This window comes from Pseudomonas sp. 20-5 (assembly GCF_056782835.1).
In genome coordinates this window covers 640,504-660,769 of sequence record NZ_CM165584.1, presented here as the reverse complement: position 1 = coordinate 660,769, position 20,266 = coordinate 640,504, and the positions used below count along the sequence as shown (strand labels likewise).

The window sequence follows — 20,266 nt, the reverse complement described above, 5'->3', positions numbered from 1 at the left end:
GTAGACAGCAGATCGCGAAAACCGGACCTGGCGCACAAGCCGCGAGCAAAACCTGGGCGAACGCCCCTGTCAGAGCAGGCGGTGCTCCATCGCGTAGCGCACCAGGTCGGCTACCGAATGCGCGTTGAGCTTCTGCATCAGGCGTGCCTTGTGGGTACTGATGGTTTTGTTGCTGACCGCCAGTTGCTGGGCGATCTCGTTGACGTTGGCGCCCTGCACCAGCCGCTCGAACACCGAGAACTCGCGCTCGGAGAGCAGCGCATGGGGCGGACGCGAATCGGTCAGGCCAACCTCGAAGACCATCCGATCGGCAAGGTCCGGGTCGATGTAGCGTCCGCCGCCGGCGACCCTGCGGATCGCGGTGAGCAGCAATGCCGGATCGCTGTCCTTGGTGGCATAGCCGGCAGCACCTATCTTCAGGGCGCGGGCGGCCATCTGCGCCTCGTCGTGCATCGACAGCACCAGGATCGCCGGCGGCTCGTTCAGCGCGCGAATCCGCGGAATCGCCTCGAGGCCATTGACGCCGGGCATGGAGATATCCAGCAGGACCACCTCGCAAGGCGTTCCGCGCAGGGTTTCCAGCAACTGCTCGCCATTGGTGGCCTCGCCGACCACCTGCAGGTCCTTGGCCATGCCAATCAGTTGCTTGATGCCTTCCCTGACGATCGTGTGGTCTTCAGCGACCAGGACTCGGATCACCACTCTTTGCTGCCTCACGCTGTTCCGCCTTGCCGGCGGTTGTTCTTGTCACGGGCTCGCGACGCCCAGCGGAATCCTCACGCTGAGCGTGGTGCCCTCGCCGGGGGCACTGTCGATGTCCAGCGTACCGCCCATCATCAGCACCCGCTCGCGCATGCCGACCAGGCCGAAGGAACTGCCACGCCCCACCGTGGCAACATCGAACCCGCGACCGTCGTCGCTGACGCTCAGGCACAGCTCGTCGCCCTCGCGCAGCAGACGCAGTTGCACAGTATGCGCCTCGGCATGCCGCATGACATTGGTCAACGCCTCCTGGAGGATGCGGAACAGGCCGATAGCCTTGGCGTCGACCAACTGCGGCGAGTTCTCCGGCACCTCCACCAGGCAGGGAATCTGCGTGCGCGCCTCGAAGCGCCGCGCCTGCCACTCCACCGCCGAGCCGATTCCGGCGTCGAGGATCGGCGGGCGCAGTGCGGTAGCCACGTCGCGCACCAGCTGGAACAACTGGGCGATCAGCTTTTTCATGTTGCCCAGGCGTTCGCGCAGGCCCTCCTGGGCATCGGCATAGGCCAGCTCGCACATCGAGGTTTCCAGCTTCAGCACCGTCAGCACCTGGCCCAGCTCATCATGGACCTCGCGGGCGATACGCGCCTTCTCCTCCTCCCGCACCGACTCCAGGTGCGCCGACAGCTCGCGGAGCTGGGCGCGCGACTCGCCGAGTTCGAGTTCGATCTGCTTGTTCGCGGTGATGTCCCAGACCACCCCGTCCCAGACCGCGCGACCATCCTCGAAACAGCGCGCCGAAGCCTTGATGTCGGCCCAGCGCAATTCGCCCTGGCGGGTGAGGATGCGGCCCTGCCAATGCCAGTCGCGATTCTCGTCGAGGGCAGCCATCTGGCTCGACCAGTAGCGCTCGCGGTCGTCGGGATGGACCAGGCCACGAATGCCGCGGCCGCTTTCGATCAGTTCGCGAGCGCTGTAGCCGACCAGCGCCTCGCTGCCCTCGCTGATATAGGCGAAGTCGGAAAACGCGCCGGCCCGCGGGCGCTCCAGGCGGAAGACCATGCCCGGCACGTTGGAGGCGATGCCCTTCATCCGCGCCTCGCTTTCCTGCAATGCCTCGCGGGCACGGCGGCGCTCGGTGACGTCGCTGAGGAACACCACCAGATACTCGGACGTGCCGAAGCGCAGGAAGCTAAGCGAGACGTCGGCCGGCAGCCAACTGCCGTCGGCGCGCAGGCAGCGGGTCTCGAAGCTGAGCGGGCCCTCCTCGCTATTGCGCGCACGACGCCAAAGATTCAACCAGCGGTCCATGTCCAGGCCGGGCTCGAAGTCGGCCAGCGGACGGTCCACGAGTTGACCGTCGGCATGGCCGAGCATCTGTTCGGCGGCGCGGTTGGCGTAGCGTACGCGGCTGTCCCAATTGACCCAGAGGATGCCCAGGGTGCTGTTGTCGATGGAGAACTGGGTCAGGCGCAGCGCCTCCTCGGCCGCCTGGCGCAGCTCCAGGTCGCGGCGGGCGCCGTACAGCCGGGCTTCCAGCGCATGCTGCTGGCGCCGCTGGAGGAACACCGCCGCCAGCGCGCCGGCCAGCAGCAGGCCGAGGAGGATCGACAGGTTCTGCCAGAACCCCGGCGACTCGCCGAGGCGCGGATACTTGGGTTGCAACCAGCGCTCGTGCAACTGGTCCAGGGACTTGCGCGGCAGCGAGCGCAACGCCTGGTCGACCACCATCGCCAGTTCCGGCCAGTCGCGACGGGTCGCCACCCGCAGCAGCTGCGGGTAGCCGATATCGCCAACCACCGCTAGCTCGGCGAACTCCGGTTCGCGGGTCAGGCGGCTGAGTTGCGCTTCGTCGATCACCGCGTAGCGTGCCTGTCCGGCGAGCACGGCGCGCAGCACCTCGCGTTCGGAATCGGCCGACACCCACTGCAGGCCGCTATAGGTGCTGCTGAGGTAGTCGGCTACCGAACTGCCGGCCCGCACGGCAACCCGGGTATCGCGCTCCAGTTGCTCCAATTCGACGCTGCCGCTGCCATCGCGCTTCCCCACCACCAGCCGGGAAACCCGCAGGTAGGGATCGGAGAACAGCCACAAGCGCAGCCCGGCTGGGGTCTGGCTGAGGCCGGGAGCGATATCCACGCGCCCAGCGCGCAGGGCATCGTCGAGCGCCGCCTGGTCGGGATAGCCCTGCCACCGCAAGGTCACCTGCATTGCCGTGGCCAGCCAGCCCATCAGCTCCACGTTGGCCCCGGAATACTGTTGCAGGCGGCGGTCGTACTGGGCATAGGGCGCTTCGGTGACCACCCCGACGCGCAATTCCCGATGCTCCGCCAGCCAGGTCCGTAGCTCCGCCGTCAGCGGCAAGGCGACCGACTCCTCCGCTCGCACGGGCAGGCTCAACAGCAGACAGAAGAAGAGCAGACAGCAACGACGCAACATGCCGGCGACACTCCACGGAATACACCGCAACGGAAGGAAAAGCGGGCATACCTTACCGCGAGCGCGACCGGCGAACCATGCGAAGGCTCGGCCTGACAAAGAAGTGCTCTGGGTTTAGGCTGCCTTCTGGATTGTCTATCGGGAATTTCCAATGCCGGCCTTCTCTCTACTGCCGAAGCCCTCCGCCCTGCTGCCGCTGCTATTGGCCGCCGCTTTCCTGCCGCCGGCTTTCGTTCATGCCGAAGAGGAGGCCGCCAAGGACCAGCCGCAGGCCCCCGTGGAACGCCCGGCGGTCAGCGAGCGCAGCCAGGACGAGGCCAAGGGGCTGGAGCGCCAGTTGCCGGAGGACGGCCAGCAGATCCTCAAGGCCGGCGACGAAAGCTTCCTCACCCTCTGGTTGCCAGCCAACACCGCCGAGGCCGAAGGTGTGGTGATCCTGGTTCCCGGTGATGGCGAAAGTCCGGACTGGCCGCAAGCCATCGGCCCGCTAAGGCGCAAACTGCCGGATGCCGGCTGGCAGACCCTGAGCCTGGCCCTGCCCGACCCGCAGAGCACCGCGCCGGTTACCCGCCCTGCGGAATCCGCCGCCAGCGCCAGCGCCGACAAGGACGCCAGCGCCGCGGACAGCGCAAGCAAGCCTGACGTGAAAGGCGAAAGCGGCAACGCGCCGGCGCCGGAAAGCACCGCCGAAGCCGGCAGCGGCGAACCGGCGCAGAGCGAGGACCAGGCCCCTCCCCCAGCCATCGATCCGGTCGAGCAGCGCAAGGCGCACGCCGAACGGGTCATGGCGCGCCTGCAGGCGAGCATCGACCTGGCCCTGCAGCACGAACCGAAAAGCGTCGTCCTGCTCGGTCATGGCACGGGCGCCTATTGGGCGGCACGCTACCTGGCGGAGAAGGAGCCTGCGGAAATCCACAACCTGCTGCTGGTTGCCGCGGAGGTACCGCGCGATTTTCGCCCGGCGCTGGAAGATATGGTGCCGAAGCTGAAACTGGCGACCGGCGACTTCTATTACCGCGACGCCCGCGCCGACCGCGAGGCGGCCAGGCTGCGCATGCAGGCCGGCAAGCGGCAGAAACACCCGGCCTACGTACAAATCGCGATGCAGGCGCTACCGGCCGACCCCAAGGCGGAGCAGGAGCAACTGTACCGACGAATCCGCGGCTGGCTCAGCCTTCACCTGCAGGCCGATGCGCAGAAACCTGCGGAGTGATCAGCGAAACCCCTCACGCTCTCGGACCAGGGCGTAGGCCGCCTGCAATTCACGGGTTTTCTCGGTAGCCGCACGCACGCGCTCGACGCTGGCGCCGGCTCCCGCCAGTTTGTCCGGATGGTGCTGGCTGATCAGCTTGCGATAGGCGCGTTTGATCAGCGCCGGCTCGCTTCCGGCCTCCACGCCGAGCAGCAGCAGGGCCTCACGGTAGCTATCCCGGGCGACAGCGCGCGTCCGCTTCGGCATGACCCGCGCCGACAAGCGTTCCGTTCGCTCCGCCGACCAACCCAGCCAGCGCCCCCATTGCAACACCAGTTGTCGCGCCGACTGGCTGAGCACGCCGCCAGCCCAGGCCATCCGCCAGCAGGCGAGCAATACTGCCTCCGCACGTTCGCCCTTCAGACGCGCGACCTCCGCCTGCAGATGGGCGATGCCGGCCTTGCCCTTGCCGAAGGACGCGATGGCACGCCGCTGGGCTCGCCTATCGAGCTTGCGCAACGCCATCTCCTCGCGCGCCTGGCGGATATGCATCTCATCCACCCGCCCGCCGCTCTTGGCCAGATAGCCGAGCAACTGAAACAGCAGGTCGTCCTCATCGTTCACCGCCCGCCCGCGCAAGCGCGCCAGCAGGCCGCGCCAGGACTCCAGGCGCAACCTGCGGTCCAGCAGTTGCCCCAGCAGGCCGCCGAGCAGGGCGCCGGGGATGCTGGCCAGGGCCCAGCCGGCTCCGGCTCCGATCAGCGTAGCGGGCCAGAGCATCTCAGGCGTGCTCCGCCAGCAATCGCTCGACTTCCGCCAGGCGCTCGTGGGTACCGACGTCGACCCACTGCCCACGATGGTGTTCGCCGCTGACCCGCCCCGCGGCGATGGCCTTGCGCAATAGCGGCGCCAGCTTGAAGGCGCCCGGCTGGCAGCCCTCGAACAGCGCGGGATGCAGTACGGCGATCCCGCTGTAGGTAAGGTTGCCGCCCGCTTCGCGGGTCTCGCCCACCCGTCCGCCGGCATCCAGGTGGAAATCGCCGGCGGGATGGTGCGCCGGGTTGTCGACCAGCACCAGATGCGCCAGGTCGCCGTCGGCAAGATGCAGCCGAGAGTAGTCGAAGTCGCTCCAGACATCGCCGTTGAGCAACAGGAACGGCTGCTCGCCGAGCAACGGCAGGGCGCGGAAGATTCCGCCACCGGTTTCCAGCGGTTCACCCTCCGGGGAATAGGCGATCCGCCCGCCCAGGCGCGAACCGTCGCCGAGATAGGCCTCGATCTGCTCGCCAAGCCAGGCATGGTTGATCACCCAGTCGTCGACTCCGGCCTGGCGCAGCGCCAGCAACTGACGCTCGATCAATGGCACGCCGGCGGCCTCGATCAGCGGCTTGGGCGTGTGCAGGGTGGTCGGCCGCATGCGCTCGCCACGCCCGGCGGCGAGGATCATCGCCTTCATGCCTCGGCTCCCTGCGGCAGCGAGGCCAGCAGCTCGCCCAGTTCGGCCAGCTCGGGACGGCGCGCCACGGCGGTTTCCAGATAACGGAAGAAGCGCGGCACGTCACCCAGGTAGCGCGGCTTGCCGTCGCGGTGACAGATACGGGCGAAGATGCCAATCACCTTCAGGTGGCGCTGCACGCCCATCAGGTCGCTGGCACGGAGGAAGTCTTCGAAGCTTGGCGGCAGCGGGATGCCGGCCCAGGTCGCCTTCTTCCAGTAACGGTTCAGCGCGGCATGCACGCGCGGCTCCGGCCAACTGACGAAGGCGTCCTTGTACAGGCAGGTGACATCGTAGGTGACCGGGCCGTGCAGGGCGTCCTGGAAGTCGAGGACGCCCGGGTTGGGCTCGCTGAGCATCAGATTGCGCGGCATATAGTCGCGATGGACGAACACCCGCGGCTGCTCCAGCGCGCTGCGTACCAGCAGGTCGCAGATCCGTTTCCAGCGGGCCAGCGTCTCGCCCTCCAGCTCCACGCCGAGGTGGCGGGCCAGGTACCAGTCGGGGAACAGCTGCAGCTCGCGGCGCAGCACCGCTTCGTCGTAGGCAGGCAGGACACCGGCGACATCGACCTTCTGGAAGGCGATCAGCGCATCCAGGGCCGGTTCGAACAGCTCGTCGGCATTCCCGGGATGAAGCACGTCGAGGTAGGTCTGCCGGCCCAGGTCACTGAGCAGCAGGAAACCGTTCTCCAGATCCTGGGCGAGAATCCTCGGCACATGCACGCCGGCTCCGGCGAGCAGTCCGGCGACCTTGACGAACGGTCGGCAGTCTTCCTGGGGCGGCGGCGCGTCCATCACCACCAGGCTGCGGTCCCCTCCCTGCCAGCGGAAATAACGACGGAAGCTGGCGTCGCTACTGGCCGGGATCAGTTCGGCGGGGGGCACTTCCCCCCAACCTTCGGCAACGAACAACTCGGGCAAACAAGAGTCCAACCAGCGATTCAGCTGCTGGAAACGGGCATCATCAGACATTTACGGGGTTCTCCACGGCCCTAGCCGTTGCGCAGGTCATGCTTTATTATCCAGCATCTTTTTCAGCCCATCGAGAGGCGTGCGGCCCACCGGGCCGATGGCGCGCAGGAAGCCCGGATTAACAAGATGGCAGTGAAATCCCTCGTGTTTCGAAGAAAGTTTCCCCTGCTGGTCACCGGCAGCCTGCTGGCTCTGCAGCCGGTCGCAGCATTGACTGTACAGGCCGCCGATCAGTTCGACTGCAAGGTGTCGGCCACCGGCGGCTGGGATTGCTCCCCGCTGCAGAACGCCAATGCCAACCTGCCACCGCGCCCGGCGCATACCGCGACCTCGGTCAGCACCGCCGCGGCGGGCAGCAGCGTGTCCGGCAGCGGAGGCGAAACCGTCGAGGCAGAGCCGACCCAGCGCCTGGTCACCGAGTCCGGCGGTCGCGCGCTGAAATCCCGCAGTGCGGACTATTCGCACCTCGACTGGATTCCTCGGGAAAAACTGACCGCCGCCCAGTTGGCGGAAATCGGCCCCTATTGCGGCGGCTCCTACATCGAGCCGGTGCGTCCGGGCATGGATGACGGCGCGCCCAGCGACGAGAGCCCGACCTACGTATCCGCCAAGGCTTCGCGCTACGAGCAGGAAAAACAGATCGCCACCCTCGCCGGTGACGTGGTCCTGCGCCAGGGAAGCATGCAGGTGGAAGGCGACGAGGCCAACCTGCACCAGCTGGAAAACCGCGGCGAACTGGTCGGCAACGTCAAGCTGCGCGACAAGGGCATGCTGGTGGTCGGCGACCACGCCCAGGTCCAGCTGGACAACGGCGAAGCCCAGGTCGACAACGCCGAGTACGTGATCCACAAGGCCCATGCCCGCGGCAGCGCGCTCTACGCCAAGCGCAGCGAGAACGCCATCATCATGCTCAAGGATGGCACCTACACCCGCTGCGAACCGAGCAGCAACGCCTGGACCCTGAAGGGCAACAACGTCAAGCTGAACCCGGCCACCGGCTTCGGCACCGCGACCAACGCGACCCTGCGGGTCAAAGACTTCCCGGTGTTCTACACCCCGTACATCTATTTCCCGATCGACGACCGCCGCCAGTCCGGCTTCCTGCCGCCGAGCTTCAGCAGCACCAGCGACACCGGCTTCACCCTGGTCACCCCGTACTACTTCAACCTGGCGCCGAACTACGACGCCACGTTGTACCCGCGCTACATGGCCAAGCGCGGCATGATGCTGGAAGGCGAGTTCCGCTACCTGACCCACAGCAGCGAAGGCACCGTCAACGCCGCCTACCTGAACGACAAGGACGATCACCGCGAGAACTTCCCGGACTACAGCAAGGACCGCTGGCTGTACGGCCTCAAGAACACCACCGGCCTCGATTCGCGCTGGCTGGCCGAGGTCGACTACACGCGGATCAGCGATCCCTATTACTTCCAGGACCTGGATACTGACCTGGGTGTAGGCAGTACCACCTATGTCAATCAGCGCGGCAGCGTGACCTACCGGGGCGATACCTTTACCGGTCGCCTGAACCTGCAAGGTTATCAACTGGCGACCACCACCGACGTGACGCCTTACAACCGTCTGCCGCAGGTCACCTTCGACGGTTTCTTGCCATACAATCCGGGCGGCCTGAAATTCGACTACAAAACCGAATTCGTCCGCTTCGACAGAGACCTCGATGACGGATACTACATCGCGGACGAGAACGACCCTATCGGTTCCCGAGTACCCCGTGTCGACAACAACCTGAAGGGTCTGGCCCGGGCCAATGGCGACCGGGCACACCTGGAACCCGGCATGAGTCTGCCGATGACCCGGAGTTGGGGTTATCTGACCCCGACCCTGAAGTTCCTCTATACGAAGTACGATCTGGATCTGGACAGCCAGGGCAAGCAAACCCTTACTGCATATGACGAAACATTCGATAGCAGTCAGGATCGCTCGCTTCCGTTGGCCAAGGTTGACAGTGGCCTGTATTTTGACCGTGATATGACCTTTGCCGGCACGCAGTTTCGGCAAACCCTGGAACCAAGAGCGATGTATCTGTACGTTCCGTACAAGGACCAGGACAATATTCCAGTATTCGACACCAGCGAACCGTCGTTCAGCTATGACTCCCTCTGGCGAGAGAATCGGTTCTCCGGCCGTGACCGTATCGGAGACGCCAACCAATTGTCGCTCGGCGTGACTACCCGCTTCATCGAACCCAATGGATTCGAGCGCGCCAGCTTGAGTGCTGGACAGATTTACTACTTCCGTGATCGTCGTGTACAACTGCCCGGCCTGACCGAAAAAGATTTGGATCGTCTGCGTGCGACCAATCCTGATCTGAAAGATCCGGATACCGATAGCTGGCGTTCTCCATATGCACTGATGGGGCAATACCGCTTCAACCGCGACTGGAGGGTCAGCTCCGACTTCAACTGGAATCCCAACACCAGTCGTACAGAATCTGGCAGCGCCATGTTCCACTATCAGCCAGAAGACAATCCAAACAAGGTGGTCAATGCTGGCTATCGCTACCGCGAAGATGCTCGCCGCTTCAACAGCTCCACGGGACGGTTCATGTACGGCCGCGAGGACGACATCATCAAACAGCACGACTTCTCGGTCATCTGGCCGATGGTGCCGCAGTGGTCCGTGCTCGCCCGCTGGCAGTACGACTACAACAAGAACCGCACCCTCGAAGCCTTCGGTGGCTTCGAATACGACAGCTGCTGCTGGAAGCTGCGTCTGATCAACCGTTATTGGCTGGATGTGGACGACGATGCCTTCCTTACGCAGAACGCAAAGGCCGACCGCGGCGTCTTCCTGCAGATCGTCCTGAAGGGCCTCGGCGGCATCGTAGGCAACAAGACGGAAATGTTCCTCGACAAAGGCATCCAAGGTTATCGTCAACGTGAAGATCAAGCTATGTAATCGGCTGCGCCCCCTTGCATTGGGCGCAGCACTCCTTTGCTCCTTCGCGCATGCCGAAGTGGTACCACTGGACCGGGTCGTCGCCATCGTCGACAACGATGTGATCATGCAGAGCCAGCTCGACCAGCGCCTGCGTGAAGTGCACCAGACGCTGCTCAAGCGCGGCGCGCCGCTGCCGCCCGAGCACGTGCTGACCCAGCAGGTGCTGGAACGCCTGATCATCGAGAACATCCAGCAGCAGATCGGCGACCGCTCCGGCATCCGTATCTCCGACGAGGAGCTGAACCAGGCGATGGGCACCATCGCCCAGCGCAACGGCATGAGCCTGGAGCAGTTCCAGGCCGCCCTCACCCGCGACGGCCTGTCCTACGCCGACGCCCGCGAGCAAGTCCGTCGCGAGATGGTGATCAGCCGTGTGCGTCAGCGCCGGGTCGCCGAGCGCATCCAGGTCAGCGAGCAGGAGGTGAAGAACTTCCTTGCCTCGGACATGGGCAAGATCCAGCTTTCCGAAGAGTACCGCCTGGCCAATATCCTGATCCCGGTGCCGGAAGCCGCGTCCTCGGACGTGATCCAGGCCGCCGCAAGGCAGGCCCAGGAGCTCTACCAGCAGCTCAAGCAGGGCGCCGACTTCGGCCAACTGGCGATTTCCCGCTCGGCCGGCGACAACGCCCTGGAAGGCGGCGAGATCGGCTGGCGCAAGGCTGCCCAGTTGCCGCAGCCGTTCGACAGCATGATCGGCTCCCTGGCCGTCGGCGACGTCACCGAGCCTGTCCGCACCCCCGGCGGCTTCATCATCCTCAAGCTGGAAGAGAAGCGCGGCGGCAGCAAGATGGTCCGTGACGAGGTGCATGTCCGCCATATCCTGCTCAAGCCCAGCGAAATCCGCAGCGAAGCGGAGACCGAGAAGCTGGCGCAGAAGCTGTACGAGCGCATCCAGTCCGGGGAAGACTTCGGCGAACTGGCGAAGAGCTTCTCCGAAGATCCGGGTTCCGCCCTCAACGGCGGCGACCTGAACTGGATCGATCCGGAAGCCCTGGTGCCCGAGTTCCGTCAGGTGATGAACGATACCCCGCAGGGCGAGCTGTCCAAACCGTTCCGCTCGCAGTTCGGCTGGCACATCCTGCAGGTCCTCGGCCGTCGCGCCACCGACAGCAGCGAGAAGTTCCGCGAGCAGCAGGCGGTAAGCGTACTGCGCAACCGCAAGTATGACGAGGAACTGCAAGCCTGGCTGCGGCAGATCCGCGACGAGGCCTACGTGGAAATCAAGCAGTGAGCCTGCGCTTCGCGCTCACTCCCGGCGAGCCGGCAGGTATCGGACCCGATCTGTGCCTGCTGCTCACCCGCTCCGCCCAGCCCCACCCCCTGATCGCCATCGCCAGCCGCACGCTCCTGCAAGAGCGCGCCGGCCAACTGGGCCTGGCGATCGACCTCAAGGACGTTTCCCCGGCCGCCTGGCCAGAGCGACCGGCCAAGGCCGGCCAACTGTACATATGGGATACGCCCCTGGCCGCCCCGGTCCGGCCCGGGCAATTGGACCGAGCCAACGCCGCCTACGTCCTGGAAACCCTGACCCGCGCCGGCCAGGGCTGCCTCGACGGGCACTTCGCCGGGATGATCACCGCACCGGTGCACAAGGGCGTGATCAACGAAGCCGGCATCCCCTTTTCCGGCCATACCGAATTCCTCGCCGACCTCACCCACACCGCCCAGGTGGTGATGATGCTGGCCACTCGCGGCCTGCGCGTGGCCCTGGCGACCACCCACCTGCCGCTGCGCGAGGTCGCCGACGCCATTAGCGACGAGCGCCTGTCCCGGGTCGCGCGCATCCTCCACGCCGACCTGCGCGACAAGTTCGGCATCGCCCATCCGCGCATCCTGGTCTGCGGACTCAACCCGCACGCCGGCGAAGGCGGTCACCTGGGCCGGGAAGAGATCGAGGTGATCGAACCCTGCCTCGAGCGCCTGCGTGGCGAAGGCCTCGACCTGATCGGCCCGCTGCCGGCCGACACCCTGTTCACTCCCAAGCACCTGGAGCATTGCGACGCAGTGCTGGCGATGTACCACGACCAGGGTCTCCCCGTGCTCAAGTACAAGGGCTTCGGTGCCGCCGTGAACGTGACCCTCGGCCTGCCGATCATCCGCACCTCTGTCGACCACGGTACCGCGCTCGACCTGGCCGGAAGCGGCCGCATCGATAGCGGCAGCCTGCAGGTCGCCCTGGAAACCGCCTACCAGATGGCGGCCAGCCGCTGCTGACGGCGGTCGGCCATCGTTTAGCCCTGCCGGCCCGACGCTTCGCTGTTAAAATGGCGCCCTTTCGCATCCGCGCCTCCCGCCTTGGCCTGGGGCCCGCAGCCTGGAACCGTTTCCAATGTCCGAGCTTTACCAACACCGCGCGCGCAAGCGCTTCGGCCAGAACTTCCTGCACGATGCCGGGGTGATTCACCGCATCCTCCGTGCCATCCATGCCCGCGAGGGTCAGCGCCTGCTGGAGATCGGCCCGGGCCAGGGCGCCCTGACCGAGGGACTGCTGGGCAGCGGCGCACGCCTGGACGTGATCGAGCTCGACCAGGACCTGATCCCCCTGTTGAAGCTGAAATTCGGCCTCGAGTCGCGCTTCAGCCTGCACCAGGGCGACGCCCTCAAGTTCGATTTCGCCTCGCTGGTGGAGAGCGGCGAGAAGCTGCGAGTGGTCGGCAACCTGCCCTACAACATCTCCACGCCACTGATCTTCCATCTGCTGGAGTACGCGCCGGTGATCGAGGACATGCACTTCATGCTGCAGAAGGAAGTGGTCGAGCGCCTGGCGGCCACGCCGGGCGGCGGGGACTGGGGCCGGCTTTCGATCATGGTCCAGTATCACTGTCGGGTGGAGCACCTGTTCAACGTCGGCCCCGGCGCGTTCAACCCGCCGCCCAAGGTCGACTCGGCCATCGTCCGTCTCACCCCCTTCGCCGAGCCGCCCCATCCGGCACGCGATCCGAAACTGCTCGAGCGGGTGGTCCGCGAGGCCTTCAACCAGCGCCGCAAGACCCTGCGCAATACCCTCAAGCCTCTCCTGAGCGTCGAGGACATCGAGGCCGCAGAGGTCGATCCGACCCTCCGTCCCGAACAACTCGACCTGGCCGCATTCGTCCGCCTGGCCAACCGGCTGGCCGAGCTGCCAGGCAATCGTTAGTCTGGTGAGACACTCGTCAGGAATCAGGCAAGCCGTATGAGCGATACCCAGCACCAGGTCAACGTCAGGGTCGACACCCGCTACCTTCCGGAACAGTCCGCCCCGGAGCAGAACCGTTTCGCCTTCGCCTACACGGTGACCATCGAGAACCAGGGCGAGGTTCCGGCCCAACTGCTGTCGCGCCACTGGATCATCACCGACGGCGACGGCCGTACCCAGGAAGTTCGCGGCGCCGGCGTGGTCGGCGAGCAACCGCTGATCGCCCCCGGCGCGCAACACACCTACACCAGCGGCACGGTGCTGGCGACCCGGGTCGGCAGCATGCGCGGCAGCTACCAGATGCTCGGCAGCGACGGAATCGCCTTCGACGCCGCGATCCCGGTGTTTCGCCTGGCCGTACCGGGAGCGCTGCACTGATGGCGGTCTACGCGGTAGGCGACCTGCAGGGTTGCCTGGATCCCCTGAAATGCCTGCTGGAGCGCGTCGCCTTCGACCCGGCCAAGGACCGCCTGTGGCTGGTCGGCGACCTGGTCAACCGCGGCCCGCAGTCCCTGGAGACGCTGCGCTTCCTCTATGCCATGCGCGAGTCGGTGGTCAGCGTCCTGGGCAACCACGACCTGCACCTGCTGGCGGTGGCGCACAAGTCCGAGCGCCTGAAGAAGTCCGACACGCTGCGGGAAATCCTCGAGGCGCCGGACCGCGAGCCACTGCTCGACTGGCTGCGTCGCCTGCCGCTGCTGCACTACGACGAACAACGCAAGGTCGCCCTGGTGCATGCCGGCATCCCCCCGCAGTGGAGCCTGGAAAAAGCCCGCCTGCGCGCAGCCGAGGTGGAGCAAGCATTGCGCGACGACCAGCGCCTGCCGCTGTTCCTCGACGGCATGTACGGCAACGAACCGGCCAAGTGGGACAAGAAGCTGCATGGCATCGACCGCCTGAGGGTGATCACCAACTACTTCACCCGCATGCGTTTCTGCACCGAAGATGGCAAGCTCGACCTGAAGAGCAAGGAAGGCCTCGACACCGCGCCGCCCGGCTACGCCCCCTGGTTCAGCTTCCCTTCGCGCAAGACCCGCGGCGAGAAGATCATCTTCGGCCACTGGGCGGCCCTCGAAGGCCACTGCGACGAGCCCGGCCTGTTCGCCCTGGACACCGGCTGCGTCTGGGGCGCGCGGATGACCCTGCTGAACGTCGACAGCGGCGAACGCCTGAGCTGCGATTGCGCCGAACAGCGCGCGCCGGCCAGACCCGCCGCCACGCCCGCATGAATCCCCGGCGTCCGGTGGACGCCCTGTACACAGGTACCCCGACATGAGCGACACCTTCCAGCGCATCGCCCCCGAACAGGCCCGCCAGCTCCGCGAAAACGGCGCCCAGGTGGTCGACATCCGCGACCCGCAGAGCTTCGCTGTCGGCCACATCAGCGGCTCGCGGCACATCGACAACCACTCGGTGGCGGACTTCATCGCCGCCGCCGACCTCGACGCTCCGCTGGTGGTGGTCTGCTACCACGGTAACTCCAGCCAGAGCGCCGCCGCCTATTTCATCCAGCAGGGCTTCAGCGACGTCTACAGCCTCGACGGCGGCTTCGAGCTATGGCGCAGCGTCTATCCCGCGGATACCAGCAGCGGCGAAGCGGAGTAGGCCGCGCCGCTACCCCGCCAAAAAAACTGTAACTTCTCTCGCCTTTCTTCCTTTACTCCGTCCAGAACGAACTATTCTTTTCCTCAGGCCATCCAAAACAGGGGAGAGCCGGCACACCGGCTTCCGGGCCATCGGCTGTGACCGTTAGGAGCGCTGGCGGAAAGGGAAGCACCGTGCAGCGACGGAGTCTGGGGGATTCTCGCCGGCCTGGCTGGCGGCCCCCCCGCACCCGCACGACCGATCCCGCGCCGGCTCACTGCATCGAGCGAGGAGACGTCATGAGCATTTTCAGTCACTTCCAGGAACGCTTCGAAGCGACCCGCCAAGAGGAATATTCCCTCCAGGAATATCTCGACCTCTGCAAGCAAGACAAGACAGCCTATGCCTCTGCCGCCGAGCGCCTGCTGATGGCGATCGGCGAGCCGGAATTGCTGGACACCTCGGTGGACTCCAGGCTGTCGCGGATCTTCTCCAACAAGGTGATTCGCCGCTACCCGGCGTTCGCCGACTTCCACGGCATGGAGGAATGCATCGACCAGATCGTCGCGTTCTTCCGCCACGCGGCCCAGGGCCTGGAGGAGAAGAAGCAGATCCTTTACCTGCTCGGCCCGGTCGGCGGCGGTAAATCCTCCCTGGCGGAAAAACTCAAGCAACTGATGGAGAAGGTGCCCTTCTACGCGATCAAGGGCTCACCGGTCTTCGAGTCGCCGCTGGGCTTGTTCAACCCCGACGAAGACGGCGCCATCCTCGAGGAGGACTACGGCATCCCGAGGCGCTACCTGCGCTCGATCATGTCGCCCTGGGCAACCAAGCGCCTCAACGAGTTCGGCGGCGACATCAGCCAGTTCCGCGTGGTCAAGCTGTACCCCTCGATCCTCAACCAGATCGCCATCGCCAAGACCGAACCCGGCGACGAGAACAACCAGGATATATCCGCGCTGGTCGGCAAGGTCGACATCCGCAAGCTGGAGGAATACCCGCAGAACGACGCGGACGCCTACAGCTATTCGGGCGCCCTCTGCCGGGCCAACCAGGGCCTGATGGAATTCGTCGAGATGTTCAAGGCCCCGATCAAGGTCCTGCACCCGCTGCTGACCGCGACCCAGGAAGGCAACTACAACAGCACCGAAGGTCTCGGCGCCCTGCCCTACAGCGGCATCATCCTGGCTCACTCCAACGAATCGGAATGGCACAGTTTCCGCAACAACAAGAACAACGAGGCCTTCATCGACCGCATCTACATCGTCAAGGTGCCGTACTGCCTGCGCGTGGCGGACGAGATCAAGATCTACGACAAGTTGCTGGTCAACAGCTCGCTGGCGCATGCCCACTGCGCGCCGGACACCCTGAAGATGCTCTCGCAGTTCTCCGTGCTGTCGAGGCTGAAAGAGCCGGAAAACTCGAATATCTACTCGAAGATGCGGGTATATGACGGCGAAAACCTGAAAGATACCGATCCCAAGGCCAAGTCGATCCAGGAATACCGCGACTCGGCCGGGGTCGACGAAGGCATGGCCGGGCTTTCCACCCGCTTCGCCTTCAAGATCCTCTCCAAGGTATTCAACTTCGACCCGCACGAGGTAGCGGCCAACCCGGTGCACCTGCTCTACGTCCTCGAACAGCAGATCGAGCAGGAACAGTTCCAGCCGGAAACCCGCGAGCGCTACCTGCGCTTCATCAAGGAATACCTGGCGCCGCGCTACGTCGAGTTCATCGGCAAGGAAATCCAGACCGCCTACCTGGAGTCCTACAGCGAATACGGTCAGAACATCTTCGACCGCTATGTGCTGTACGCCGACTTCTGGATCCAGGACCAGGAATACCGCGACCCGGAAACCGGCGAGATCCTCAACCGCGCCGCCCTCAACGAGGAACTGGAGAAGATCGAGAAACCCGCCGGCATCAGCAACCCGAAGGACTTCCGCAACGAGATCGTCAACTTCGTGCTGCGCGCCCGCGCCGGCAACAACGGCAAGAACCCGAGCTGGCTGTCCTACGAGAAGCTGCGCGTAGTGATCGAGAAGAAGATGTTCTCCAACACCGAGGACCTGCTTCCGGTCATCAGCTTCAACGCCAAGGCCAGCAAGGAGGACCAGCAGAAGCACAACGACTTCGTCAAACGCATGGTCGAGCGCGGCTACACCGAGAAGCAGGTCCGCCTGCTGTCGGAATGGTACCTGCGGGTTCGCAAGTCGCAGTAGTCTGCCATCGGTACGGTCGCTGCGACCGTACCGGTCGCCGTCGCATTCGGACCTCGGCGCCTCCGCTCCGGCGGGGCGCCACAGGCCCTGAGGAGCATTCATGAGCTACGTCATCGACCGGCGTCTGAACGGCAAGAACAAGAGCACGGTGAACCGCCAGCGCTTCCTGAGGCGCTACCGTGAACACATCAAGAAGGCCGTCGAGGAGGCCGTCAGCCGGCGTTCCATTACCGACATGGAGCACGGCGAGCAGATCAGCATTCCCGGGCGCGATATCGACGAACCGGTGCTGCACCATGGCCGCGGCGGGCGGCAGACCGTCGTCCACCCCGGCAACAAGGAATTCACCGCCGGCGAGCACATCGCCCGCCCATCCGGCGGCGGGGGCGGCCGCGGCGGCGGCAAGGCCAGCAACAGCGGCGAAGGCATGGACGACTTCGTCTTCCAGATCACCCAGGAGGAATTCCTCGACTTCATGTTCGAGGACCTGGAGCTGCCCAACCTGGTCAAGCGCCACATCACCGGCACCGACACCTTCAAGACCGTCCGCGCCGGCATCAGCAACGACGGCAACCCGTCGCGCATCAACATCGTCCGCACCCTGCGCTCGGCCCATGCGCGGCGCATCGCGCTGTCCGGCGGCAGCCGGGCCAAGCTGCGCGCGGCGCTGAAGGAACTGGAGCGGATCAAGCGCGAAGAGCCGGACAACCTCGGCGATATCCAGGAACTCGAGCTGGAAATCGCCAAGCTCCGCGCGCGCATCGACCGGGTGCCGTTCCTCGATACCTTCGATCTCAAGTACAACCTGCTGGTCAAGCAGCCCAACCCCACCTCCAAGGCGGTGATGTTCTGCCTGATGGACGTCTCCGGCTCGATGACCCAGGCGACCAAGGACATCGCCAAGCGCTTCTTCATCCTGCTCTACCTGTTCCTCAAGCGGAACTACGAGAAGATCGAAGTGGTGTTCATCCGCCACCACACCAGCGCCCGCGAGGTCGACGAGGAGGAGTTCTTCTACTCCCGCGAGACCGGCGGCACCATCGTCTCCAGCGCGCTGAAGATGATGCAGGAGATCATGGCCGAGCGTTATCCGACCCATGAGTGGAACATCTACGCCGCCCAGGCCTCGGACGGCGACAACTGGAACGACGACTCGCCGGTGTGCCGGGACATCCTCCTCAAGCAGATCATGCCGTTCGTCCAGTACTACACCTACGTCGAGATCACCCCGCGCGAACACCAGGCCCTGTGGTTCGAGTACGAGCGCGTGCGCGAAGCCTTCGAAGACAGCTTCGCCCAGCAGCAGATCGTCTCGGCATCGGACATCTACCCGGTGTTCCGCGAGCTGTTCCAGAGGAGGCTCGTCGCATGAGCAAGCGCCAGCCCATCGCCACCGGCTCGGAATGGACCTTCGAGCTGATCCAGCAGTACGACCGGGAAATCAGCAGGATCGCCGAGCGCTATGCCCTGGATACCTATCCGAACCAGATCGAGGTGATCACCGCCGAGCAGATGATGGACGCCTACGCCTCGGTGGGCATGCCGATCGGCTATAACCACTGGTCCTACGGCAAGCACTTCCTCAGTACGGAAAAGAACTACAAGCGTGGCCAGATGGGCCTGGCCTACGAGATCGTGATCAACTCCGATCCCTGCATCGCCTACCTGATGGAGGAAAACACCCAGTGCATGCAGGCGCTGGTGATCGCCCACGCCTGCTACGGGCACAACAGTTTCTTCAAGGGCAACTACCTGTTCCGCACCTGGACCGATGCCAGTTCGATCATCGATTACCTGGTGTTCGCCAAGCAGTACATCATGCAGTGCGAGGAGCGCTACGGGATCGACGCGGTGGAAGACCTGCTCGACTCCTGCCACGCCCTGATGAACTACGGTGTCGACCGCTACAAGCGTCCCTACCCGATTTCCGCGGAAGAGGAGCGGCAGCGGCAGAAGGAGCGCGAGGAACTGATCCAGCGCCAGGTCAATGACCTCTGGCGGACCATCCCGCGCGTCGGCGGCAAGGACAAGGAACAATCCATGGCGCGCTATCCGAGCGAGCCGCAGGAGAACATCCTCTACTTCATCGAGAAGAACGCGCCGCTTCTGGAGCCCTGGCAGCGCGAGGTGATCCGCATCGTGCGCAAGATCGCCCAGTATTTCTACCCGCAACGCCAGACCCAGGTGATGAACGAAGGCTGGGCGACCTTCTGGCACTACACGCTGCTCAACGACCTCTACGACGAAGGCCTGGTCAACGACGGCTTCATGATGGAGTTCCTGCAATACCACACCAGCGTGGTCTACCAGCCGTCCTTCGACAGCCCCTATTACAGCGGCATCAACCCCTACGCCCTGGGCTTCGCCATGTACCGCGACATCCGCCGCATCTGCGAGGAACCTACCGACGAGGACCGCCGCTGGTTCCCGGATATCGCCGGCAGCGACTGGCTGGCCACGCTGAAGTTCGCCATGAAGAGCTTCAAGGACGAAAGCTTCATCCTGCAGTTCCTCTCGCCCAAGGTGATTCGCGACCTGAAGCTGTTCAGCATTCTCGACGACGACCAGAAGGACGACCTGCTGGTCGCGGCGATCCACGACGAAGCCGGCTACCGCACCATCCGCGAGACCCTGGCGGCGCAGTACAACCTCGGCAACCGCGAGCCGAACATCCAGATCTGGAACGTCGACCGTCGCGGCGACCGCTCGCTGACCCTGCGCCACCAGCAGTTCGACCGCCAGCCGCTGAGCGACTCCACCGCCGACGTGCTCAAGCACCTGCATCGCTTGTGGGGCTTCGATATCCACCTGGAGACCCTGCAGGGCGACCAGCTCGTGCAGACCCACCACATGCCGCCCAAGGGCGCCAGCGAGGGCGAGGAAGGCTACCCGCGCCTGGACCTGATCATCCCGCCCATTTGATCGGTTGACGTCCGCCCCGACCGCCGGCCAGCATGCCGGCACGGTCGGGCCGCCCACAGCAGAACAAGAAGCCGGCCGTCCACGGGAGCCGCCATGCGCCTGTTCGCCATCGTCCTGCTCTGCCTCGTCCTGGCCACCTGCGCCAGCCACATCCCCAGCGCCCGGGTGACCCATCCGGCCAGCGCCGGACTGCCCGGCCTGCAAGGTTTCCAGTTGATGCCGCCGGAACAGGCGGTCGACGCCCTGCCCTACCGCAACCGCTATCCGCTGATAAACGCAGAGCTGCGCCAGGGACTGGCGGCCCACGGCTACCACGAGAGCGCTACCCCGCAATTCCGCGTCTACTACTGGCTGGCGCTGCGCGACGCACCTCTGGAATTCCGCCCCGACCTTCCGCCCACCTCCGGCATGGGGCCTTATCTGGCGATCCACCGCCTGCGCGACGAAACCGGAACATTGCGCGTGCGCCTGGTCGACCTGGAGGAGCGCGTTCTTTGGGAAGGTATGGTAAGCACCGGCCTCAGCCCCGCCAGGGCCAATCCGGAACAGCTCGAACTGGCGGTCGGCGCCCTGCTCCGGCAGCTTCCACGCGCCCGCTAG

Annotated in this window: 17 protein-coding genes; 12 read left to right on the top strand and 5 right to left on the bottom strand. The window is 65.1% G+C overall.

The window, feature by feature from the left end:
• Positions 1–69: 69 nt before the first annotated feature.
• A complete protein-coding gene (locus tag AC1RB9_RS03090; protein ID WP_003085103.1) occupies positions 70–702 on the bottom strand; it encodes a response regulator in 633 nt (210 codons plus the stop codon).
• A gap of 45 nt (positions 703–747) precedes the next feature.
• A complete protein-coding gene (locus tag AC1RB9_RS03085; RefSeq protein ID WP_003459408.1) occupies positions 748–3,141 on the bottom strand; it encodes a PAS domain-containing sensor histidine kinase in 2,394 nt (797 codons plus the stop codon).
• 151 nt (positions 3,142–3,292) lie between these two features.
• Between AC1RB9_RS03085 and AC1RB9_RS03080 the strand changes: the two genes are divergently transcribed.
• A complete protein-coding gene (locus AC1RB9_RS03080; RefSeq protein WP_003099546.1) occupies positions 3,293–4,354 on the top strand; it encodes an alpha/beta hydrolase family protein in 1,062 nt (353 codons plus the stop codon).
• Here the strand turns inward: AC1RB9_RS03080 and AC1RB9_RS03075 are convergent, their stop codons facing one another.
• The 3 genes from AC1RB9_RS03075 to AC1RB9_RS03065 are packed head-to-tail and all read right to left on the bottom strand — an operon-like array spanning position 4,355 to position 6,802.
• Positions 4,355–5,113 carry a DnaJ domain-containing protein gene (locus tag AC1RB9_RS03075; RefSeq protein ID WP_003459406.1) on the bottom strand — a complete coding sequence of 253 codons (759 nt, stop codon included), beginning with the start codon at positions 5,111–5,113 and terminating at the stop codon, positions 4,355–4,357. It lies immediately after the preceding gene.
• Position 5,114: 1 nt separating this feature from the next.
• On the bottom strand, positions 5,115–5,789 hold the full coding sequence (gene murU / locus AC1RB9_RS03070) for an N-acetylmuramate alpha-1-phosphate uridylyltransferase MurU (RefSeq protein ID WP_003099549.1): 675 nt from the start codon (positions 5,787–5,789) through the stop codon (positions 5,115–5,117).
• Positions 5,786–6,802, bottom strand: a complete 1,017-nt coding sequence (locus tag AC1RB9_RS03065; protein WP_003099554.1) for an aminoglycoside phosphotransferase family protein — start codon at positions 6,800–6,802, stop codon at positions 5,786–5,788. Before AC1RB9_RS03065 ends, murU begins: the two co-directional genes overlap by 4 nt.
• Before the next feature lie 126 nt (positions 6,803–6,928).
• Here AC1RB9_RS03065 and lptD point away from each other — a divergent pair, with 126 nt between their 5' ends.
• The 11 genes from lptD (at position 6,929) to AC1RB9_RS03010 (ending at position 20,266) form a co-directional block, all read left to right on the top strand.
• A complete protein-coding gene (lptD, locus tag AC1RB9_RS03060; protein ID WP_003459402.1) occupies positions 6,929–9,721 on the top strand; it encodes an LPS-assembly protein LptD in 2,793 nt (930 codons plus the stop codon).
• Entirely contained in the window at positions 9,702–10,994 is a 1,293-nt protein-coding gene (locus AC1RB9_RS03055; RefSeq protein ID WP_003109024.1) for a peptidylprolyl isomerase, read from the top strand. Before lptD ends, AC1RB9_RS03055 begins: the two co-directional genes overlap by 20 nt.
• The gene (gene pdxA / locus AC1RB9_RS03050) at positions 10,991–11,977 is read left to right on the top strand and encodes a 4-hydroxythreonine-4-phosphate dehydrogenase PdxA (RefSeq protein ID WP_003459378.1); all 987 of its coding nucleotides are present in this window, start codon (positions 10,991–10,993) and stop codon (positions 11,975–11,977) included. Before AC1RB9_RS03055 ends, pdxA begins: the two co-directional genes overlap by 4 nt.
• A 115-nt stretch (positions 11,978–12,092) precedes the next feature.
• Positions 12,093–12,899, top strand: coding sequence for a 16S rRNA (adenine(1518)-N(6)/adenine(1519)-N(6))-dimethyltransferase RsmA (gene rsmA, locus AC1RB9_RS03045; protein ID WP_003161932.1), 807 nt, complete (start codon positions 12,093–12,095; stop codon positions 12,897–12,899).
• Between the two features lie 36 nt (positions 12,900–12,935).
• Entirely contained in the window at positions 12,936–13,316 is a 381-nt protein-coding gene (gene apaG, locus AC1RB9_RS03040) for a Co2+/Mg2+ efflux protein ApaG (protein WP_003085085.1), read from the top strand.
• Positions 13,316–14,167 carry a symmetrical bis(5'-nucleosyl)-tetraphosphatase gene (locus tag AC1RB9_RS03035; protein WP_003113213.1) on the top strand — a complete coding sequence of 284 codons (852 nt, stop codon included), beginning with the start codon at positions 13,316–13,318 and terminating at the stop codon, positions 14,165–14,167. Before apaG ends, AC1RB9_RS03035 begins: the two co-directional genes overlap by 1 nt.
• A 43-nt stretch (positions 14,168–14,210) precedes the next feature.
• Positions 14,211–14,543: a thiosulfate sulfurtransferase GlpE gene (gene glpE / locus AC1RB9_RS03030; RefSeq protein WP_003099577.1), complete on the top strand. Its 333-nt coding sequence runs from the start codon at positions 14,211–14,213 to the stop codon at positions 14,541–14,543.
• A 278-nt stretch (positions 14,544–14,821) separates the two neighbouring features.
• Positions 14,822–16,744 carry a PrkA family serine protein kinase gene (locus AC1RB9_RS03025; RefSeq protein WP_003085078.1) on the top strand — a complete coding sequence of 641 codons (1,923 nt, stop codon included), beginning with the start codon at positions 14,822–14,824 and terminating at the stop codon, positions 16,742–16,744.
• A gap of 100 nt (positions 16,745–16,844) precedes the next feature.
• On the top strand, positions 16,845–18,116 hold the full coding sequence (locus tag AC1RB9_RS03020) for a YeaH/YhbH family protein (RefSeq protein WP_003099579.1): 1,272 nt from the start codon (positions 16,845–16,847) through the stop codon (positions 18,114–18,116).
• Positions 18,113–19,666, top strand: a complete 1,554-nt coding sequence (locus AC1RB9_RS03015; protein ID WP_003099581.1) for a SpoVR family protein — start codon at positions 18,113–18,115, stop codon at positions 19,664–19,666. Before AC1RB9_RS03020 ends, AC1RB9_RS03015 begins: the two co-directional genes overlap by 4 nt.
• A gap of 93 nt (positions 19,667–19,759) precedes the next feature.
• Positions 19,760–20,266 carry a DUF4136 domain-containing protein gene (locus AC1RB9_RS03010; RefSeq protein WP_003085071.1) on the top strand — a complete coding sequence of 169 codons (507 nt, stop codon included), beginning with the start codon at positions 19,760–19,762 and terminating at the stop codon, positions 20,264–20,266.

Bases quoted from the DNA above. Each gene is read 5' to 3' on its own strand.
- AC1RB9_RS03010 (WP_003085071.1), top strand. From the start codon at position 19,760: ATGCGCCTGTTCGCCATCGTCCTGCTCTGCCTCGTCCTGGCCACCTGC.
- AC1RB9_RS03020 (WP_003099579.1), top strand. From the start codon at position 16,845: ATGAGCTACGTCATCGACCGGCGTCTGAACGGCAAGAACAAGAGCACG.
- apaG (WP_003085085.1), top strand. From the start codon at position 12,936: ATGAGCGATACCCAGCACCAGGTCAACGTCAGGGTCGACACCCGCTAC.
- rsmA (WP_003161932.1), top strand. From the start codon at position 12,093: ATGTCCGAGCTTTACCAACACCGCGCGCGCAAGCGCTTCGGCCAGAAC.
- murU (WP_003099549.1), bottom strand. From the start codon at position 5,789: ATGAAGGCGATGATCCTCGCCGCCGGGCGTGGCGAGCGCATGCGGCCG.
- AC1RB9_RS03075 (WP_003459406.1), bottom strand. From the start codon at position 5,113: ATGCTCTGGCCCGCTACGCTGATCGGAGCCGGAGCCGGCTGGGCCCTG.
- AC1RB9_RS03015 (WP_003099581.1), top strand. From the start codon at position 18,113: ATGAGCAAGCGCCAGCCCATCGCCACCGGCTCGGAATGGACCTTCGAG.
- glpE (WP_003099577.1), top strand. From the start codon at position 14,211: ATGAGCGACACCTTCCAGCGCATCGCCCCCGAACAGGCCCGCCAGCTC.
- AC1RB9_RS03025 (WP_003085078.1), top strand. From the start codon at position 14,822: ATGAGCATTTTCAGTCACTTCCAGGAACGCTTCGAAGCGACCCGCCAA.
- AC1RB9_RS03085 (WP_003459408.1), bottom strand. From the start codon at position 3,141: ATGTTGCGTCGTTGCTGTCTGCTCTTCTTCTGTCTGCTGTTGAGCCTG.
- AC1RB9_RS03035 (WP_003113213.1), top strand. From the start codon at position 13,316: ATGGCGGTCTACGCGGTAGGCGACCTGCAGGGTTGCCTGGATCCCCTG.
- AC1RB9_RS03065 (WP_003099554.1), bottom strand. From the start codon at position 6,802: ATGTCTGATGATGCCCGTTTCCAGCAGCTGAATCGCTGGTTGGACTCT.
- lptD (WP_003459402.1), top strand. From the start codon at position 6,929: ATGGCAGTGAAATCCCTCGTGTTTCGAAGAAAGTTTCCCCTGCTGGTC.
- AC1RB9_RS03080 (WP_003099546.1), top strand. From the start codon at position 3,293: ATGCCGGCCTTCTCTCTACTGCCGAAGCCCTCCGCCCTGCTGCCGCTG.